Annotated in this window: 23 protein-coding genes; 15 read left to right on the forward strand and 8 right to left on the reverse strand. The window is 71.5% G+C overall.

Going from position 1 to position 17,605, the window contains the following annotated elements; genetic code table 11:
* Positions 1 to 501 carry a glycosyltransferase family protein gene (locus tag FCL41_RS03980; protein ID WP_239021764.1) on the reverse strand — a complete coding sequence of 167 codons (501 nt, stop codon included), beginning with the start codon at positions 499 to 501 and terminating at the stop codon, positions 1 to 3.
* A gap of 20 nt (positions 502 to 521) precedes the next feature.
* On the reverse strand, positions 522 to 1,175 hold the full coding sequence (locus tag FCL41_RS03985; RefSeq protein ID WP_239021765.1) for a response regulator: 654 nt from the start codon (positions 1,173 to 1,175) through the stop codon (positions 522 to 524).
* Between the two features lie 459 nt (positions 1,176 to 1,634).
* On the opposite strand from FCL41_RS03985, the gene FCL41_RS03990 reads away from it, so the two are divergent.
* The 8 genes from FCL41_RS03990 to FCL41_RS04025 all read left to right on the forward strand — a co-directional run bounded on the left by FCL41_RS03990 (position 1,635) and on the right by FCL41_RS04025 (position 7,124).
* Complete coding sequence (locus FCL41_RS03990) at positions 1,635 to 2,309, forward strand: response regulator transcription factor (RefSeq protein WP_137066118.1); 675 nt, start codon at positions 1,635 to 1,637, stop codon at positions 2,307 to 2,309.
* A gap of 138 nt (positions 2,310 to 2,447) precedes the next feature.
* Positions 2,448 to 3,725 (forward strand): TadA family conjugal transfer-associated ATPase, encoded by a 1,278-nt coding sequence (locus FCL41_RS03995; RefSeq protein ID WP_137066119.1) that lies wholly within the window; start codon positions 2,448 to 2,450, stop codon positions 3,723 to 3,725.
* Positions 3,725 to 4,576 carry a type II secretion system F family protein gene (locus FCL41_RS04000; RefSeq protein WP_137066120.1) on the forward strand — a complete coding sequence of 284 codons (852 nt, stop codon included), beginning with the start codon at positions 3,725 to 3,727 and terminating at the stop codon, positions 4,574 to 4,576. The genes FCL41_RS03995 and FCL41_RS04000 overlap by 1 nt, the downstream gene beginning before the upstream one ends.
* The gene (locus tag FCL41_RS04005; protein ID WP_137066121.1) at positions 4,573 to 5,541 is read left to right on the forward strand and encodes a type II secretion system F family protein; all 969 of its coding nucleotides are present in this window, start codon (positions 4,573 to 4,575) and stop codon (positions 5,539 to 5,541) included. Before FCL41_RS04000 ends, FCL41_RS04005 begins: the two co-directional genes overlap by 4 nt.
* A 63-nt stretch (positions 5,542 to 5,604) precedes the next feature.
* Complete coding sequence (locus FCL41_RS04010) at positions 5,605 to 5,826, forward strand: hypothetical protein (RefSeq protein WP_137066122.1); 222 nt, start codon at positions 5,605 to 5,607, stop codon at positions 5,824 to 5,826.
* Position 5,827: 1 nt separating this feature from the next.
* The gene (locus FCL41_RS04015; RefSeq protein ID WP_239021766.1) at positions 5,828 to 6,235 is read left to right on the forward strand and encodes a TadE/TadG family type IV pilus assembly protein; all 408 of its coding nucleotides are present in this window, start codon (positions 5,828 to 5,830) and stop codon (positions 6,233 to 6,235) included.
* On the forward strand, positions 6,232 to 6,672 hold the full coding sequence (locus FCL41_RS04020) for a hypothetical protein (RefSeq protein ID WP_137066123.1): 441 nt from the start codon (positions 6,232 to 6,234) through the stop codon (positions 6,670 to 6,672). Before FCL41_RS04015 ends, FCL41_RS04020 begins: the two co-directional genes overlap by 4 nt.
* Positions 6,669 to 7,124: a pilus assembly protein TadG-related protein gene (locus tag FCL41_RS04025; RefSeq protein WP_239021767.1), complete on the forward strand. Its 456-nt coding sequence runs from the start codon at positions 6,669 to 6,671 to the stop codon at positions 7,122 to 7,124. Before FCL41_RS04020 ends, FCL41_RS04025 begins: the two co-directional genes overlap by 4 nt.
* Before the next feature lie 16 nt (positions 7,125 to 7,140).
* Here the strand turns inward: FCL41_RS04025 and FCL41_RS04030 are convergent, their stop codons facing one another.
* The 4 genes from FCL41_RS04030 to FCL41_RS16945 all read right to left on the reverse strand — a co-directional run bounded on the left by FCL41_RS04030 (position 7,141) and on the right by FCL41_RS16945 (position 9,415).
* Positions 7,141 to 8,088 carry a hypothetical protein gene (locus FCL41_RS04030; protein WP_137066124.1) on the reverse strand — a complete coding sequence of 316 codons (948 nt, stop codon included), beginning with the start codon at positions 8,086 to 8,088 and terminating at the stop codon, positions 7,141 to 7,143.
* A complete protein-coding gene (locus FCL41_RS04035) occupies positions 8,085 to 8,621 on the reverse strand; it encodes an RNA polymerase sigma factor (RefSeq protein ID WP_137066125.1) in 537 nt (178 codons plus the stop codon). Before FCL41_RS04035 ends, FCL41_RS04030 begins: the two co-directional genes overlap by 4 nt.
* A gap of 164 nt (positions 8,622 to 8,785) precedes the next feature.
* The gene (locus FCL41_RS04040) at positions 8,786 to 9,208 is read right to left on the reverse strand and encodes a hypothetical protein (protein WP_137066126.1); all 423 of its coding nucleotides are present in this window, start codon (positions 9,206 to 9,208) and stop codon (positions 8,786 to 8,788) included.
* 60 nt (positions 9,209 to 9,268) lie between these two features.
* Positions 9,269 to 9,415: a hypothetical protein gene (locus FCL41_RS16945; protein ID WP_170970269.1), complete on the reverse strand. Its 147-nt coding sequence runs from the start codon at positions 9,413 to 9,415 to the stop codon at positions 9,269 to 9,271.
* 123 nt (positions 9,416 to 9,538) lie between these two features.
* Here FCL41_RS16945 and FCL41_RS16950 point away from each other — a divergent pair, with 123 nt between their 5' ends.
* The 6 genes from FCL41_RS16950 (at position 9,539) to FCL41_RS04070 (ending at position 13,537) form a co-directional block, all read left to right on the forward strand.
* Positions 9,539 to 9,763: a hypothetical protein gene (locus FCL41_RS16950; RefSeq protein WP_170970270.1), complete on the forward strand. Its 225-nt coding sequence runs from the start codon at positions 9,539 to 9,541 to the stop codon at positions 9,761 to 9,763.
* A gap of 29 nt (positions 9,764 to 9,792) precedes the next feature.
* The gene (locus tag FCL41_RS04050) at positions 9,793 to 10,563 is read left to right on the forward strand and encodes a hemerythrin domain-containing protein (protein WP_137066127.1); all 771 of its coding nucleotides are present in this window, start codon (positions 9,793 to 9,795) and stop codon (positions 10,561 to 10,563) included.
* Positions 10,560 to 11,354: an MBL fold metallo-hydrolase gene (locus tag FCL41_RS04055; RefSeq protein ID WP_137066128.1), complete on the forward strand. Its 795-nt coding sequence runs from the start codon at positions 10,560 to 10,562 to the stop codon at positions 11,352 to 11,354. Before FCL41_RS04050 ends, FCL41_RS04055 begins: the two co-directional genes overlap by 4 nt.
* Before the next feature lie 112 nt (positions 11,355 to 11,466).
* Entirely contained in the window at positions 11,467 to 12,603 is a 1,137-nt protein-coding gene (locus tag FCL41_RS04060) for a zinc-dependent alcohol dehydrogenase (protein WP_239021849.1), read from the forward strand.
* A gap of 9 nt (positions 12,604 to 12,612) precedes the next feature.
* Positions 12,613 to 13,083: a hypothetical protein gene (locus tag FCL41_RS04065; RefSeq protein WP_137066130.1), complete on the forward strand. Its 471-nt coding sequence runs from the start codon at positions 12,613 to 12,615 to the stop codon at positions 13,081 to 13,083.
* Positions 13,070 to 13,537: an SRPBCC family protein gene (locus FCL41_RS04070; protein WP_137066131.1), complete on the forward strand. Its 468-nt coding sequence runs from the start codon at positions 13,070 to 13,072 to the stop codon at positions 13,535 to 13,537. The genes FCL41_RS04065 and FCL41_RS04070 overlap by 14 nt, the downstream gene beginning before the upstream one ends.
* A gap of 41 nt (positions 13,538 to 13,578) precedes the next feature.
* On the opposite strand, the gene FCL41_RS04075 is transcribed toward FCL41_RS04070, so the two are convergent.
* Together FCL41_RS04075 and FCL41_RS04080 are read right to left on the reverse strand one after the other, a co-directional pair.
* Positions 13,579 to 15,174 (reverse strand): phytoene desaturase family protein, encoded by a 1,596-nt coding sequence (locus FCL41_RS04075; RefSeq protein WP_137066132.1) that lies wholly within the window; start codon positions 15,172 to 15,174, stop codon positions 13,579 to 13,581.
* Between the two features lie 48 nt (positions 15,175 to 15,222).
* The gene (locus tag FCL41_RS04080) at positions 15,223 to 15,513 is read right to left on the reverse strand and encodes a DUF4235 domain-containing protein (RefSeq protein WP_137066133.1); all 291 of its coding nucleotides are present in this window, start codon (positions 15,511 to 15,513) and stop codon (positions 15,223 to 15,225) included.
* 190 nt (positions 15,514 to 15,703) lie between these two features.
* On the opposite strand from FCL41_RS04080, the gene FCL41_RS04085 reads away from it, so the two are divergent.
* Positions 15,704 to 17,569, forward strand: a complete 1,866-nt coding sequence (locus tag FCL41_RS04085) for a hypothetical protein (RefSeq protein WP_137066134.1) — start codon at positions 15,704 to 15,706, stop codon at positions 17,567 to 17,569.
* Positions 17,570 to 17,605: the final 36 nt, after the last annotated feature.

The following is a 17,605-nucleotide window of genomic DNA, read 5'->3' on the forward strand; positions in this document are numbered from 1 at the left end:
TCACCACACCTTCCCCAGCAGCACGGAGCCCCGGTAGAAGCGCTGCTGCTCGGGCCACTGCACGCAGAAGAGGTCGGTGACCGGGCGGCAGAGCCGGCCCGTCAGGGTGGGTGAGTCGACGCGGTCGATCACCTCGAGGTAGACGGTGCGCGCCTGCGGACCGGCGAAGCGACGCAGCCAGAAGAAGGGGACCGCTGCCCCCGCGCCGGTCGAGACGATCACGTCGGGAGACTCGCGTCGCAGCAGATGCAGGGCGAGCCGTGCGTTGCGGAGGAGGTTGACGACGTTGCGGGTCGTGGGGGAGTGGGCGAAGGTCACGCGCTCCCCCTCGAGCTTGCTGACCGCGTCCTCGGTGTCGAAGGTGACCCAGTGGCGCTCGTGCTCCGACCACCACGGCGCCAGGCTGATGAGCTGGGTGAGGTGGCCGCCGGACGAGCAGACCAGCAGGATCTTCAGGTTCTTCGCGGTGACCTCGGCGCGGAGGGGCGAGGACGAGGGCACGGGCGGCGGCACCTGTGCGGTCAGTTCTTGGAGTGGGGCGGGTTCCAGCCAGCGTTGTGGGCCAAGCCCACGGCGCCGATCTGCGAGCTGACCTCCAGCTTGGCGAGGATCGACTTCACCTGTGTGCGCACGGTGGCCTCGGAGACGACGGAGGCCTCCGCGATCTGACGCACCTGGCGGCCGTTCATCAGCTGGCCCAGCACCTCGGCCTCGCGGGCGGTGAGGCGGTTGAGCCTGTCGAGCAGGTCGGCGACCTGGGCGCGCTCCTCCTGCCAGTGGCGTACGAGGTCCTCGCGCTCCTCCAGCGTCATGACCGGGCGGCCCTCGCCGATGAGCCGGATGGTCGCCAGGATCTCGTTGAGCGGTGCCGTCTTCTCCATGACCTTGCGCGCCCCGAGGCGGATGCACTGTCCCCACCGGGCACGGTCGTTGGAGCCGGTCAGCACCACGACGGCGGTGCCAGCGCGGGCGACGGGCTCGATGAGCCGGCTGCCGTCGGCGTTGCCGAGGTCGAGGTCGAGGAGGAGCACGTGCGGCTGGTGCTTCATCACCGCCGGCAACAGGGTGGTCGCGCTGTGGAGGTCGTCGGGCAGCGGGACCCTTCGTACCTCGTGCCCCTTGAGCTCCAGAGCGATCTGCAGTGACTCCGCGAAGAGCGTGTGATCCTCGATCACACACACGCGTGATGCGCCCCTCATGCCCCATGTCCTCCTGCATCCAGCTGACGTCTGTCGGTTTTCGATGCCACAGAACCTGCCGTTCGTGGTGTGTGGCAGAGCGTCAGCGCCCTCATGCTAGTGCTGAAGCCCCCAAATGTGGGGGCGAACTCACGCCCGGTCGGATCGGAGCAAGCGCCCGTCACCACCCCAGTCCTCCCCCCAGTTGTGCCGTGGAACGCGGGTGGCACGCGGGAGTCCCCGCGTGGACAGTACGGGGGAGCGTGCGGTGGCTTGCGCTGGTCTCATCCACAAGATGACCAATTCTGGGTAAATGTGTTCCGGGGCGACACGAGTTATCCCGACACCCACGCGCGTCCGACGACGGGATGCCAATCTTGTGCAGGTGGCCACCCGTGGCGGCGGAGCCCACGGACACGACGAGGGGCGTGAGTCATGGTGCAGGACGGGTCTCCCGTGCAGGGGGAAAGCCCACGCGTCGCTGTGCTCGCGGAGGGAAAGATCGTCGGCGAGACGATCGTGCTCGCCCTGGAGGCGCACAGCCTGGAGGTCACCGACTTCCCCTACCCGCGCTCGCGGGTCGAGCTGCTCGAGACCCGCCGCGCGATCAGCTCCGCCGGGGCCAAGGTCGGCATCGTGGTCGCCGAGATCGACGACGTTGCGCAGTGGCGTGGCGTGATGTCGGTGATCGAGACGATCCCGCTGCGGTGGGTCCTGGTCACCGGCTCCTCCAACCCGCCCCGGTGGGGCGGTCTGCTCGCCGCGGGCTGCCAGGGCATCGTCTCGATGACCGAGGGGCTGGAGAGGCTTGCCAGCGCCGTACGCGCCGTCGCCCGCGGCGCCCCGGGCATGGACCCCGAGGTGCGGGCCAGGGCGCTCGAGGCGTGGGAGCGGCTGGGCCCCGCCCGTCGTGACCTGATCAAGCGCATCGCGGGGTTGTCGCCCCGTGAGTGGCAGGTCCTGGGGATGCTCAACGAAGGGCAGTCGATCACCACGATCGCCGACGCCGGCGGCGTCAGCGAGGGCACCGTGCGCAGCCAGGTCCGTGCCATCCGTCAGAAGCTCAACGTGAAGTCGCAGCTCGCGGCGGTCGCGGCCTACCAGGAGGCCGTGGAGTTCGGCCGGACCTGAGGTCGGCCACCCAATAGTGGGTAACTCGCGCCCTGTGGTGCGAGTTGTCCACAGATACGCCGTTCGGCGGACGCGGGCAGGGTGCGTCTTCGTTAGCGTCCCGAGGGCCCTCCAGGACCTCTCGGGACAGGACCCTCCATGACCACGACCCCGGTCACGTCGCGCGGCGCCATCGGCGCCCTCGACGCGGCGTTGCGTGACGCCGTACGCCGTGAGGGTGTCGACCCGCAGCGCGAGTCCGACGTCGTACGCCGCCTCGCCCGCCAGGTCGTACGCGACCACGACGACCGCTCGCTGAGCGGCGCGGGCGTCCCGGTCGAGGACCCGGTGGCGGTGGTCGAGGAGCTGGTCGCAGGGGTGGCCGGCTTCGGCCCGTTGCAGGCGTTGCTGGACGACCCGGACGTCGAGGAGATCTGGATCAACGACCCCAGTCGGGTCTTCGTCGCCCGGCACGGCCGCCACGAGCTGACCGACGTGTTGCTCGACAAGGCGCAGGTCGACGAGCTGGTGGAGCGCATGCTCAAGTCGAGCGGGCGACGGCTGGACCTGAGCCGTCCCTTCGTCGACGCGATGCTGCCGGGCGGGCACAGGTTGCACGTCGTGCTCGAGGGGATCAGCCGTGGCTTCTCGGCCGTCAACATCCGCAAGTTCCGCCTGCAGGCCGCGCGGCTCTCGGAGCTGGTCGAGCTGGGCAGCCTGACGCCGGAGGCCGCCGCGTTCCTGAGCGCCTCGGTCCGTGCCGGTCTCAACGTCCTGGTCGCTGGCGGCACGCAGGCCGGCAAGACGACGCTCCTGAACTGCCTCGCGGCGGCGATCCCCGGTGGCGAGCGGGTGATCAGCGCCGAGGAGGTCTTCGAGCTGAAGTTCCCCCACCCCGACTGGGTGCCGATGCAGACCCGGCAGTCCGGGTTGGAGGGCACGGGCGAGATCAAGCTGCGAGAGCTGGTCAAGGAGGCGCTGCGCATGCGTCCCTCGCGGGTGCTGGTGGGGGAGGTCCGTGCGGAGGAGTGCCTCGACCTGCTGCTCGCCCTCAACTCCGGGTTGCCGGGCATGTGCACGCTCCACGCCAACAGCGCCCGCGAGGCGCTCACCAAGATGTGCATGCTGCCGCTGCTCGCCGGGGAGAACATCTCCGCCAAGTTCGTGGTGCCGACGGTGGCGAACGCCGTGGACCTCGTCGTGCACCTCACCCTGGACGTCCACGGCAAGCGTCTGGTGTCCGAGGTCGTGGCCGTGCCGGGGCGCGTCGAGGACGACGTCATCGAGGTCGAGCCGATCTTCGAACGACGCGACGAAGGGCTGGTCTGGGTCGGCGGGGTCCCGCCTCGTCCCGAGCGCTACCGGCGCATCGGGGTCGACGTGCACGCTCTGCTCAACGGCGCCCACGCCGGGCGCAGGCCGGCGGGGGTCGGCTGATGGGGGCGCTCGTCGGTCTCGGCTTCGGGCTGGGCGCCCTGTTGGTCTGGGCGTCCTTCGCGCTGCCGCGTGCCGCGCGTACGGACGACACCCCCGGTCGGGCTGCTTCCTTGCTGGCGCGCGCCGGGATGGGCAGTGTGTCGGTCAGCAGCCTCACCGGGCTCTCCATCGCCCTGGGCGCGGTGGCCTTCCTGGTGGTGCAGGTGGTCTCGCAGACGCTCCCGGTCGCCCTGGTCTTCGGCCTCATCGCCTCCGCCGCCCCCACGGCTGCCGTCCAGCGCCGGGCGCGGGTGCGACAGCAGGAGTTCGCGCAGGTCTGGCCCGAGGCCGTCGACAACCTGGCCTCGGCCGTCCGCGCCGGTCTCTCCCTGCCCGACGCACTGATCAGCCTGTCCCGCAACGGCCCGGTGCCGCTGCGTGACGCGTTCACCCAGTTCGGCATCGACTACCACGTCAGCGGTCGCTTCGGGGAGTCGCTCGACCGGCTGAAGGAACGTCTGGCCGACCCGGTGGGCGACCGCATGGTCGAAGGCCTGCGGGTGGCGCGGGAGGTCGGAGGGGGAGACCTCGGTCGGCTCCTGCGCAACCTCTCGCACTACCTGCGCGAGGAGGCCCGGACCCGCTCCGAGCTGGAGGCTCGTCAGGCGTGGACGGTCAACGGGGCCAGGCTCGCGGTCTCCGCGCCCTGGGTCGTGCTGTTGATCATGTCCTTCCAGTCCGACGTGATCACCCGCTACTCGTCCGCCACCGGGGTGCTGGTGCTCGGCGTGGGTGCTGCGGCCTGCCTCGCGGCGTACTCCCTGATGACCCGCATCGGTCGTCTTCCGGTCGAGCGAAGGATCCTGGCATGACGCCCGCGACGGCCGGGGCTCTCGTCGGCGCCCTGGGCGGCGTGGGCCTGCTCCTCGTCGTTGCCCGGGTCGTGGCGATCCGGCGTACGTCGCTCGACCTGCGCGTGCTGCCCTGGGTCCAGGACCTGCCGCGCCTGGACCACGCCGCCGGTCCCGTCCGCCGTCTGGTTGCGCCGTCACCTGACCTCCCCACGGCCTCACCCCTGGCCGCGGCGTCGGGCTTGCTGGCGCCCGCGCTGCGCCGGGCGGCCGATGCCGTCGACGGCGTGCTCGGCGGAGGTGTGTCGGTCCAGCGTCGTCTGCAGCGCGCCGGACTGGAGACGACGGTCCAGGAGTTCCGGGTCGAGCAGGTCATCTGGGGGCTGGTGGCGTTCGCCATGATCGCCGCTTGGCGGGTGGTGGCAGCGCTCGGCGGTGACACCCGGGTCGTCCCCGCGCTCCTGCTCTGCGGGTGCGCCTTCGTCGGTGGAGTCATCGCCCGGGACCAGCGCCTGAGCAGCCAGGCGACGACGCGGGACCGGGCGATCCTGGCGGAGTTCCCGGTGCTGGCCGAGCTGCTGGCCCTGGCCGTGGCCTCGGGCGAGGGGCCGGTCGCGGCCCTGGACCGGGTCGTGGCGCGCAGCACCGGTGAGCTGTCGCAGGACCTGGGCCGGGTGCTGGCCGAGATCCGCACCGGCGAACCGGTCGTGGTGGCCTTCGACCGACTCTCGCGCACCACGGGCGTCCCGATGGTGGCCCAGTTCTCGCAAGGTCTTTCCATCGCCCTCGAGCGCGGCACCCCGCTCGCCGACGTGCTGCACGCACAGGCGGGCGACGTACGCGAGGCCGGGCGCCGAGCGCTCATCGAGTCGGCCGCGCGGCGCGAGGTCTTCATGCTCGTGCCCGTCGTCTTCCTGGTGCTGCCGATCGTCATCCTCTTCGCCCTCTATCCGGGGCTGGTCGGCCTGCGGATCACCACGCCCTGACTCAACCCATCTCTCTCACCATCCGCCCACACGTCGCACCACCCACACCATCTCGGAGGAACCATGCAGATCCCGCGTCTCGACCACGTCCACCGCGTTGACCTCGCGGTGCGCGTCACCGCCCACCTTCTCGGCCTCCACGACCGCCGCGACGAGCGCGGTGACGTCCCGGGCTGGGTGATGATCACCGTGATGACCGTCGGCCTGGTCGCCGGACTCCAGCTCTTCATCGGTCCCGAGCTCGAGTCGATGCTGCGCGCGGCGCTCGGCAAGGTCACCAACTGACGTGGCGCGGTTCCGGGAGCGTGGCGAGCACGGGTCGGCCGTCGTCGACTTCGTGCTCGTGATGGTGCTCCTGGTGCCGCTCGTGCTGGGCGTCATGCAGCTGGCCCTCGTGCTGCACGTGCGCAACACGGTCGCGCTCGCCGCCTCCGAGGGTGCTCGTCACGCGGCGGCGTGGGAGTCCACCCCCGAGGACGGGTTGGCCCGCACGCGTGACCAGTGGGACGGAGCCGTGGCCCAGCGGTTCGTGAAGGCGACCCGCATCGAGGTGAGCGAGTTCGCGGGGGCACCTGCCTACCGCGTCGAGATCGACGTGGCGGTGCCAGCGCTCGGCCTCGGCGGGCCGGCGGTGTCGTTCACGGTCTCCGGCAACGCGGTGATCGAACCCGATCCCACGGGAGCGGTGCCGTGAGACGTCGCGACGAAAGCGGCAGCGGGATCGTCGAGTTCATCTGGCTCGGGATCCTGCTCATCGTCCCGCTGGTGTGGGTCATCCTCTCGGTCTTCGAGGTCCAGCGCGGCGCCTTCGCCGTGAGCGCGGCCGCGCGGGCGGCGGGACGGGCGTACGTCCTCGCCCCCGACGAGGCCACCGCCCGTGCCCGTGCGACCGAGGCGGCGCGACAGACCCTCAAGGACCAGGGCGGTCCCGACATGCCACTCGACGTCGAGGTCGACTGCAGCCTCGGCGCCGGCCGGTGCCTGGCTGGTACGTCCGTGGTCACCGTGACGATCAGCTCCGGTGTCACCTTGCCGATGGTGCCGGAGATCTTCCGCCGGGGGCGGACGGACTTCGACCTGCAGGCACGGCACCGGGTGCCGATCGGGCAGTACGTCGAGGGCGCCCCGTGAGCGGCAAGAGGAACAGGGCCCGCCGCGACGAGCGGGGCTCGGTGACCCCGATGATCATCGGTTTCGCCGCCGTCCTGCTCGTCCTGGTCGCGGTAGTCGTTGATGCTTCGGCTGCCTACCTCCAGCGGCAGGGGCTGACGACCATCGCCGACGGCGCCGCCCTCCAGGGTGCCGACCTGGGGTCGGTGAGCGCCTACACCGACGGCATCCCCGAGGGACGCCTGTCGCAGAGCGCGGAGCAGGTGCACGCCGCGGTGGGGGAGCACCTCGCCGCGGTCGGGGCGTACGACACCTATCCGGGTCTGACCCACGGTGTCGACGTCGATGCTGCCGCCGGAGTCGTCACCGTGACGCTGCGTGCGCCACTGGACCTGCCGCTCGCGGTGCCCGGGGTCGAGGACGACCCGGTGATCGTGGCGAGAGGCCGGGCCGCGGTGACGGTGCAGCGCTGAGTCAGCCTTGGGTGGTTCACCTCTCGTCGGCCGGTGGCGCGTGCCCGTCGTTGTACACCCGGCCGTCGTCCTTGTGGGCCGCGAAGTCGCGGAGCACGTCGGCGGGGATCTCCTCGACCACCTCGACCAGGGTGGTCTCAAGTTCGTAGGTCCCCCCGAGGTCGGAGTCGTACTCGGAGATGGTGCGTGCGGTCTCGCGGTCGATCACCATGCTCTCGGTGGAGATGAGGTCGAACCAGTAGCGGTTGAAGCTGACCTCGATGGCCTCGCGCCCGCGGACGGTGACGTCCTTGGTCTCGACGCCGTCGACATCGGCGAGCACCTCGAGCGCGGCGGCGAGGGTCTTCGGCGGTAGCAGGTTGGAGTACACCCAGTCGGTGATGGCGACGAAGATGGCTTCCTCGTGCGAGTTGGAGCCTGACACGGTGCGGTCGAGGTGGGCGCGGAGGTCGGATGCGCTGTCGGGCAGCTCCGCAGCAAGCTCGGGGCTGTGCCCATCGTTCTTGGGGAGCACCATGTAGTCCGTCCAACCGGCTGAGGGTCGGGTGTCGATGACCCAGACGACGCCGTCCCACCGCACCCACTGTTCGCGGTGGGTGTCGAGCGTGCGCCCGTCGCCGAAGAGGCGGCTGTTGCGCTGGAGGGCCTCGGTCTTCACGTGCAGGAAGGTCCCGGGAGTGATTGCGGGCCCATCGGAGTTGGCGGCGACCATCGCGAGCTCGGTCAGGTCAGCGCGGGCGGCGCTCCCGTCCGACCCCGCGAGAACGGGGACGATCACGACGCCAGCGATGGTGGCTGCGACCGCCGCGAGGACGCGACGACGTCTGTGGGGCGGACGCGCTCGTGGGGTCGTTTCGCGAGCGACGTCAGCCTTGATGCGCTCGAGTACGTCGGCTGGGAGGCGGGAGTCCAGAGCGGCCTGGGTCGGGCGGGCTGCTTCGAGCCGATCGAGGAGGTCGGTCATGGTGTCACTCCGATGCGGTGGCGGGCCCCGGCGACGGGCACGGGGACGAGGTGAAGGGTGAGGCGCTGCCGCGCGCGGTGCAGGCGTACGGCGAGCGTGCGACGTGAGATGCCGAGGGCGGCGCCTGCCTGTTCCGGCGTGAGTCCGTCCCAGGCGACGAGTAGGAGCAGGTCGCGGTCGGACTCCGAGAGGTGGGCGAGGGCGGACAGGCATGCGTCGCGTTCGGCGAAGATGGTCTCGGGCGAATCCGATGTGTCCGCGCACCAGTAGGTGCGGACCGCCTCGCGCCAGTACCTGTCGTAGCTGGCGTCGCGGCGGCGTTGGTTGGCCGCGATCTTGCGCACGGTGCCGACGAGCCAGGCGTACGCCTCGCCGGCGTCGTCGGGGAAATCGTGTTGTCGGCGAACGGCGACCACGAAGGCCTCGGACACCAGGTCCTCGGCAAGCTCAGGCGGGCCGTACCTGCGGGCGTAGGCGAACAGTCGGGCAGCGTGCGACTCGAACACCGCGCCCACCCGATCGTCGCTCGTCATCTCTTTCACACCTATGTCATGTCGCGAGGGCTCGCGGGATTACAGCGAACCATGGCGGCGACCGGTCGCCAGGCCAATCCGGCACGAAAGGCCCCGCGCATGCAGCATGGGTCGACATCCCCGGTACGGTGCCAAGACTCACGACCTCTGCGACAGGGACACACTCAGCAGGGCTGGGCAGGCAGCGGCCCGAGCTCGGCGGCGGTGGCCCACTTTTCGTAGATGTCGTAGATGCAGCCCACGAAGTAGGCCACCATCTCGCCGGCGCGTTCGGCGTCGACCACTTCGCTGATCGGCACGCACATGGTGACGCCTCGCGGAGTCTTGCGCAGCCGCGAACGCGCAGGCTCGTCGCGCACCTCGAGCAGGAGGAAAGGCCCCTCCGGCACGCCGATGTGCTCGATTACCCAGTCCCGCCACTTCGGGACCACGAGAAACCGCTCCCAGGCGTCGTCGAGCCCGTCGAGGTGTTCGGAAGTTGCCCTGAGCGAGAGCCAGGCGGAATTGATGGCCGACCCGAGCTCGTACTGCTGCCTCAGCGTCGGCTCGCGCTTCTCTGGTTCCGACCTGCTCGGTTCTTGGGTCATGCGGCGACACTATCGGCGGCGAAGCCGGCTGAGCTGACCGTGCGATCTCCTGGGAAGGAACTACTCAGCCACCACGGCGTACTCCAGGTCACCCGCGGCGTCCGCCTCCTCGCCCACGCTGACGAGCAGCGCGAGACTCGCCCCGATGGCGGCGACCGTGATCCAGCGACGTAGCTGCTGCCTGCCCCATGACGTGTCCCCTCGCATGCGGACGATCCTCCCCAGCGCGGCACGGCGGCAACCAGAGTCGCCCTACTCAGATCGTCGGTGCTGCATCACCACGGCCGCGATGGGGTACAGCACTTCTTCCGACGACACGAGGAGAGCACCATGAGCGAGACCCCGGGCCACGCCAGCGACGAGAGCCTCGTCGACGACAGCCCCGCCGAGACCAGCGCGCAGATGGGCGCGGTCACCGGTGACCAGGACACCGATCCCGGCTCGACGCCCTCGGGTGCAGCCGCCGACGACGAGGGGCATGACGACCAGGACTCAGGTCCAGCCTCGGCGCCCGCCGGTGCGGCAGACCCTGACGCCGACGACGACCAGGTGTGAACCTCCACCCGGTGGGGGAGGCATCAGCCATGACGACGCCGGCAGAGACCACGCCCGGAGGCCGCTTCAGCATCGTGGCCCTCCAGAAGCGCGACCACGAACGACTCGAGGAGCTGCTCGACGAGCTCGCGTCCGCCCCCGACGCCACGGCGCGCTCTCGTACGCTCGGCCAGATCGCCCGCCTCGTCTTCCCGCACGCCTTCGCCGAGGAGTCGTTGCTGTGGCCCGTGGTGCGCCGCACCGTCCCCTTCGGGGAGGCGCTGACCTCAGGGGTGGAGCAGGAGCACCAGGAGGTCAACGAGCTCTGGCGCCGCCTTGAGACCCTGCACCACCCTGACGACCTCGACGAGGACCACCAGGCGCTGCTCGCCCGGCTCGCCGAGGTGCTGCGCGAGGACGTACGTGACGAGGAGGACCGGATCCTTCCGCGGCTGGAGGAGACGCTGAGCCCCGCCCAGCTGCGCATGATCGGCGTGGGGTGGGAGGTGCTGCGGCGCACCGCCCCCAGCCGTCCGCACCCGGTCGTCTCGCGCCGCCCACCCGGCAACGTGCTGGCGGCGGTGCCGCTGACGGTGCTCGACCGCAGTCGTGACGTGCTCGACGAGGTCAGCCTGCGCAGCTCCCGCCTCGCGGGCGTGTGCCGGGGCGCCAGCGCCCGGCTGGGCGAGGTGGCCGCCCGCGTCGAGCGGATCGGCGTCCTGCGCGAGGGTGAGACCGTCGAGACACGGCGTACGCCTGGCACGGGCCGGATCCGCTTCGTCGGGGGCGCTCCGGACAAGACCCCGCCGGGGCCGGTGTGAGCGGCGGCGACACCATCACCTTCATCGGCACGGCGACCACGGTCCTGCGGCTCGGCTCCTTCACGCTGCTCACCGACCCCAACTTCCTGCACCGGGGCCAGCGCGCCTACCTCGGCAAGGGGCTGTGGTCGCGGCGGCTGACCGAACCCGCCCTCCAACCCGCCGCCCTGCCACCGCTCGACGCCGTCGTGCTCTCGCACCTGCACGGGGACCACTTCGACCGGATCGCCCGTCGCGAGCTCGACCGCACCCCACCCGTGCTCACCACTCCTCCGGCCGCGCGCAAGCTGCGGAAGTGGGGGTTCGACGCCCGGGGCCTCGGCACCTGGCAGCGCCACACGTTGACCAAGGGCGACGAGACGCTCACCGTCGAGTCCCTGCCCGGCATCCATGCCCGCGGCGTGATGGGCGCCCTGCTGCCGCCCGTGATGGGCTCGCTCCTCGAGCACAGCGTGGGCGGCGCGGTACGTCAGCGCGTCTACCTCAGCGGTGACACCCTGACCGGCAGCCATCTCGACGAGATCGCACGGATCCACCCCCAGATCGACACCGCGGTGGTCCACCTCGGCGGCACGCGGGTGCTGCTGCACACGGTCACCATGGACGCCGCCCAGGGAGTCGACTTCCTGCGCCGCGTGAGCTCTGAGCGGACCGTGCCGGTGCACCACGACGACTACGGCGTCTTCCGCTCGCCGCTGTCGGACTTCCTCGCCCTGGCACGCCGCGAAGGTCTCGCGGAGGGGATCCAGCCCGTCGAGCGCGGGCAGACGGTCTCCATCGACCCGGTGTGACTGGCTCGCGGTGACTGGCCCGGTGTGAAGGGCGCCCAGATGGGTACGGGAGCCCCACGCACACCCGCGCGGCGCCGAGCCGCCCTCAGGTGAGGAGCTACGAGTGAAGGCCATGGTCTACCGCGGTCCCTACAAGATCGCCGTGGAGGAGAAGGACCGCCCCGCCGTCGAGCACCCCAACGACGCGATCGTGCGGGTCGAGCGGGCTGCCATCTGCGGCTCCGACCTGCACCTCTACCACGGGATGATGCCGGACACCCGGGTCGGGACGACCTTCGGCCACGAGTTCATCGGGGTCGTCGACGAGGTCGGCCCGTCGGTGGAGCACCTGCAGCCCGGCGACCGGGTGATGGTGCCCTTCAACGTCTTCTGCGGCACCTGCTACTTCTGCGCCAAGGGCCTCTACTCCAACTGCCACAACGTCAACCCCAACGCGACGGCGGTCGGCGGCATCTACGGCTACTCCCACACCGCCGGTGGCTATGACGGCGGCCAGGCCGAGTACGTCCGCGTCCCCTTCGCCGACGTGGGGCCCACCCTCATCCCCGAGTGGATGAGCGACGACGACGCCCTGATGTGCACCGACGCACTGCCGACGGGCTACTTCGGTGCCCAGCTCGGCGACATCGGCCTCGGCGACGTCGTGGTGGTCTTCGGCGCCGGGCCGGTGGGTCTCTTCGCGGCCCGTTCCGCGTGGCTGATGGGGGCCGGTCGCGTCATCGTCGTCGACCAGGTGGAGGAGCGCCTCGCGATGGCCGAGCAGTTCGCCTTCGCCGAGACCGTCCACTTCAAGCAGGTCAAGGACGTCGTCGTCCACCTGAAGAAGATCACCGACCACCTCGGTGCCGACGTGGTCATCGACGCGGTGGGTGCGGAGGCCGACGGCAACCGCTGGCAGCACTTCACCTCCACCAAGCTCAAGCTCCAGGGTGGGTCGCCGATCGCGCTCAACTGGGCGATCGACGCGGTCCGCAAGGGAGGCACCGTCTCGGTGGTGGGGGCGTACGGCCCGGTGTTCAGCGCCGTGAAGTTCGGCGACGCGGTCAACAAGGGGCTCACGCTGCGGATGAACCAGTGTCCGGTGAAGCGGCAGTGGCCGCGGCTCTTCGAGCACATCCGCAACGGCCACCTCACGCCGAGCGACATCATCACGCACCGCATCCCCCTCGAGCACGTCGCCGAGGGCTACCACCTCTTCTCGTCCAAGCTCGACGGGTGCATCAAACCCGTCCTCGTCCCCAACGCCTGAGGAGGGACCATGCCTGACCAGGACCAGACGCCCTACGTCTCCGCCGCGCGCCCCCAGCGCTTCTCGCCCGACGAGCTGCGCGCCCGCATCCCCGGGTGGGGCGCCGACCTCGACCCGGCGGTCCGCCCGTCAGTGCCACGCGAGCTGAGCGACGGCGTCCCCGCCCACGCCCACTGGCGCCTGCCCGAGCAGCAGCCCGAGCTCGAGCGGCGCGAGCGCTCCATCGAGCACGCCCGACTCACCCCGGTCTTCGGCACCGCCGCCCCGCTGCGGGGGCTCTCGGGTCGCGTGCGCCGACTGGCGTACGCCCGCTACAGCGAGGCCCGCGCACCCCACTGGCTGCTGCTCATCGCCGCCGACCGCATCGAGGTGGTCGAGCAGCGCGCGCTCGCCCTCGCCGGCCGCGGGACCGCCCGACCCGTGCGGGCGCCTGAACCTGATGCACCCACCCAACGAGGAGAAGCACATGAGCGCCAGTGACGAGTCAGCCGTCCGGATCAGTCGCGACGTCGAAGCCCCCGCCTCGGCGGTGTGGGACGTGCTCGCCGACGGCTGGTTCTTCCCGATGTGGGTGGTGGGCGCGGCCCGGATGCGTGACGTCGACCCCGACTGGCCCGCCGTCGGTTCCCGGCTGCACCACTCCGTGGGCAACTGGCCGTTCCTCCTCGACGACAAGACCGAGGTGCTCGAGGTCGACCCGCCCCACCTCATGCGCCTCAAGACCCACGGCTGGCCCGTGGGTGCGGCCGAGGTGATCCTCGAGGTCGAGGAGGTGGACGAGCGCCACTCGCGCATCCACATCCGTGAGGACGCCGTCGAGGGACCGGGATCCCTGATCCCCAAGCCGGCGCGACAGCTGGTCATCGGTCCCCGCAACCGCGAGACGCTGCGTCGCCTCGGCCTGCTCGTCGAGGGACGCTTCAAGGGCCACTGAGCGACAGCGCGTTCGCTGGCCCGGCGTTGGTCAGGGAGAGGTCAGGAGGGCAGCAGCCGCGACCAGGCCGTGCGCAGCAGCCGGCGGCGTACAGCCTTCTCGGCGCCGAGCGCTGCCCGCGCCGCGTTCCACCCGCAGGCACCGTGCACGCCACCGCCCGGGTGTGCCGACGCACCAGCCAGGAAGAGGCCGACGACCGGGGTCTCGGGGCGGCCCAGGCCGTTGGCCGGCCGGAAGACCAGCTGCTGGTGCAGGTGGGCGGTGCCGGCGTTGATCGCACCGTCGACCAGGTTGCTGTTGGCGGCCTGCAGGTCAGCCGGCCGCTGCACGTGCTCGGCGATCACCCGCTCGGCGAAGCCGGGCGCGGCCTCCTCGATGACGCGGCGCATCCCCTCTGCCGTCGCCTCCAGACCCACCTCGTCGCGGGCGAGGCTGTGGGAGAGGTGGCTGTAGGCCCACACGCTCTCGGTGCCGGCGGGGGAGCGGGAGGGGTCGGCCGTCGTCATCTGCCCGAGCAGCACGAAGGGCTCGCGCGAGACGCGTCCGGTCGCCATGGCCGCGCTGTGGTCGATGAAGCCGTGGCGCCCGACGCCGAGGTGCACGGTGCCGGCGCCGACCGCTTCCGGGGAGCGCCACGGGATCGGCCCGTCCAGCGCCCAGTTGAGCTTGAGGGTGGGGTGGTCCCACTGGAAGCGGGAAAGGGCCCGGACGTACGCCTCGGGCAGGTGCTCGTCGCCCACGAGACGGTTGAAGAGCGTCGGGGCGTCGACGTCGGCGAGCACGGCCCTGCGTGCCCCGATCCGCTCACCGCTGGTCAGGCGTACGCCGACCGCCCGGCCCCCGCTCACCTCCACGGCCTCGACGCGAGCGCCCGTACGCACCGTCCCCCCGGCCGCGGTGAAACGTCGTTCCATCGCGTCGGCGAGCGACTGCGCACCGCCGCGGGGGGTGGGGAAGCCGACGTCCTGGCCGAGCATGCACAGCAGCCAGCCGAAGAGTCCGCTGCCGGCGGCGTCGGGCGGCAGGTCGGAGTGCATGGCGTTGCCGGTCAGCAGGGCCCGTGGGCCCTCGCCGACGAACCGCTCCTCCCCGAGGCGGGTCACGGGCAGCAGCGCCAGCCGGGTGAACTCCAGCAGGCCGTCGGTGCCGAGGCGGCGGGCGAGCGTCGTGCCGGCCTTGACCGGAGGGATCGGCGTGAAGAGTGCGTCCAGCAGCGGGTCGCGCACCTCCTGCCACTGCTCGACCATCTCGAGCCAGGCGTCCCCGTCTCCGGGCGCCTGCTCCTCGAGCACGGCCGCGGTCGCCTCGGGCGTCCGCTCGATGGGGGTGGCGCTGCCGTCGGGAAAGACGTGTGTGACCACGCGGGGCGCCTGTTCCCAGGCGAGGCCGTGGCGCTCGAGGTGCAGGTCCTGGATGACCGGTGAGGCAGCCGCGAGCGGGTAGAAGGCGCTGAAGAGGTCGTTGCGGAAGCCCGGGGCGGTGACCTCGGCCGTGCGCACCGCGCCCCCGACGGTGTCGTTGGCCTCCACGAGCACGACGTCCCATCCGGCGTCGGCCAGGGCGTTGGCGGCGACCAGCCCGTTGGGTCCAGCCCCCACCACGACGGCGTCGGCACTGCTCGTGGGGCTGGGCGTCATGGGCGCTCTCCTCTGTCGCTGGCGTGCAGGGCCTGTCGCTGCGCGGGATCAGTCGCCCGGCCACTCACCTGTCCAGCGCTCGAAGACACGGGCGCCGCCACGGTTGATGAGGGCTCGGACGACCGTGAAGATCGCGCCCTGCACCGCGGCGGCCATGATGATCTTCGGGAGATGGTACTCGGACTGCAGCGGCGTGGGCGGGTCCTCGGAGGCAGGGTCGACGGCCGACCAGACGCGCTGGAAGATCTGGGCGGCGATGACGCCACCGAGCATGGAGGCGACCAGGCCCCACGGTCGGTAGAGGATCTTGGCCGACTTGCTGGTGCGCTTCTCCGTCATGGGGGGGCTCCTTACTGGTGGGTTCCTGCCGTGGCGACGCTGCAGGCGCTGCCGCCCGGGGCGCGGACGAAGTGGTCTCTTCGGCGTTCCCCCGATCGCGCGAAGTCATGCCTGCGGGCCCGGCCCCTCGCAGGGGGCGCGCTCCGGGCGTACGGTGGACGGACCGCTGACGTCGTCCTCGGGAGTGGCCATGAGTGAAGCGAGCGCGCCGACGTCGGCTGCGGAGCGCGGTGGCTCCGCCAGGAAGAGGCGCGAGAAGCCGGAGCACCGGCGCTCCCGGCCCGGCGGAAGCCCGGTGCTGCTGATCCTCGGGCTGGTCGTGGTGGTGCCCTCGGTGATGGTGGCCGATCACTTCGGCAGCGGTCCCGCCGGGATCATCGGTGGCCTGGTCGGTCTCTTCTCCCTCGTCGCCCTCATGGGCGGGTCGCTGCGTGCCGACCTGCGGGTGGCGGCCGTGCTGGCGCCCTTGCTGGTCGTCGCGGCGGTGGCTCCCCGGCTGCTCGCCCAGGACTCGCGCCCCGCCGCGATCGGCCTGGTCGTGCTGCTGGGCTTCGTGGCGGCACTGCTCCCGGGGCTGGGCCCACGCTTCGCCAACACCGGGCTCGGGCTGGGGATGACCACCCTCTACGCCTATGCCTACGCCACCCACGGGACCGCGGACGACCAGCAGGTCGTGGCCGCCGCCGTCTCGGGCGTCGTGGTCGCCCTCCTCGTACGGGTGCTCTTCGGCATCGCCGACGCCTCCAAGCCCACGCGTGAGCAGGTGGCCCAGGCGCTCGAGGCGGAGGACACGGAGGCGACCGTGGCCGCGTTCGACGCGTGGCTCAGCGACGGACGGCCACGATGGTTGGCGACCGTCCTGGGAGAGGGGTCGCGGTTCCGGGTGGCGCTGCGGCGGGCGCAGCTGGACGCGGCCACCCCCAGCGCGGAGCCGACGATGACGGCGCTCCGGGCCCGCTGTGCCGCCCTGGCTGACCAGGTCCGTGCCAAGCGCCCGCCGTCGGACGCCACCCCCGACGTACCGGTGGCCCCCGTGCCGCCCGACGCTCCGGCGGCGCTCCGGGAGGCTTCCGCTTCCCTGGACACCGTCGAGAAGGCCGTGCGGGAGCGAGACACCACGGCTGTGGTGCTGGACCGCGGCACCCGCCGGGCGCTGCGCGACGCAGTGATGCACCCCTCGGCCCGGTTGCGCTCGGTGCGGATGCGCCACGCCGTGCGTACGGCGTTCGGGCTTCTGGTGATGCTCCTGGTCACGGCGCCCCTCGACCCCTCGGACCCCCTGGTGGTCACGGTGCTGATGGCGACGTTCAGCATCCTGCAGGCCAGCTGGCGCGACACGCTGGCCAAGGCGCGCACGAAGGTCGTCGGGGTGGTCGTCGGGGCGGCCGCGGTGGCGGTGATCCTGCTGGCCGCACCGTCGAGCTGGCTGATGCCGATCTCGGCCCTCTCCCTGGCCCTGGGGCTGTGGTACGTCGTGACCCGGCCCGCGCTGGGCGGCGCCTTCATGGTCATGGTGAGCGTGGGCTTCAACTCGGTGACCCGCGACCTCGATGCCACCGAACTGCTGGTGCAGTACACCGCCCTCACGGCCTGCGCCGTGGTGGTGGGGCTGGTGCTGGGCTTCGTGGTGGTGCCGGCCTTCCGCCCGGCAGCGTTGCGTCAGCGCATCCAGTCGGCCACCGAGGCGACGGCGGAGGCGTTGCGGGCGGCTGCGGACGGCGCGAGTCCCACCACGCCCGAGGTCGTCGCGCTGCACCGTGACGCGACCCAGAAGCAGGGCGAGCTCGTGCCCGACCACGACAAGCTCGACGACCGCCAGCTCGCCGAGCTCGACCGGTTGCGCGAAGGGCTGCGCGACCTCACGACGATCGCCGACACCGCCTCGCTCGATCGGGCGGCGCTGGTGGGTGCCGTCGAGCTGCTGAGCAGCGACGGGGAACGAGGTCCCTTCGAGGTGCCCGCCTCCGACGGGCTGACGTCGACCATGTGGGACCTGGCCGAGCAGTCGGTCGCCGCGGAGCGCTACCTCCTGCGGACGTTGCCCTCCCGCAGCTGAGGCTCGAAGACGCAAGAACGGTCGGCCTGCGCTGCG

This window comes from Nocardioides jishulii, from assembly GCF_006007965.1.
Lineage (GTDB): Bacteria > Actinomycetota > Actinomycetes > Propionibacteriales > Nocardioidaceae > Nocardioides > Nocardioides jishulii.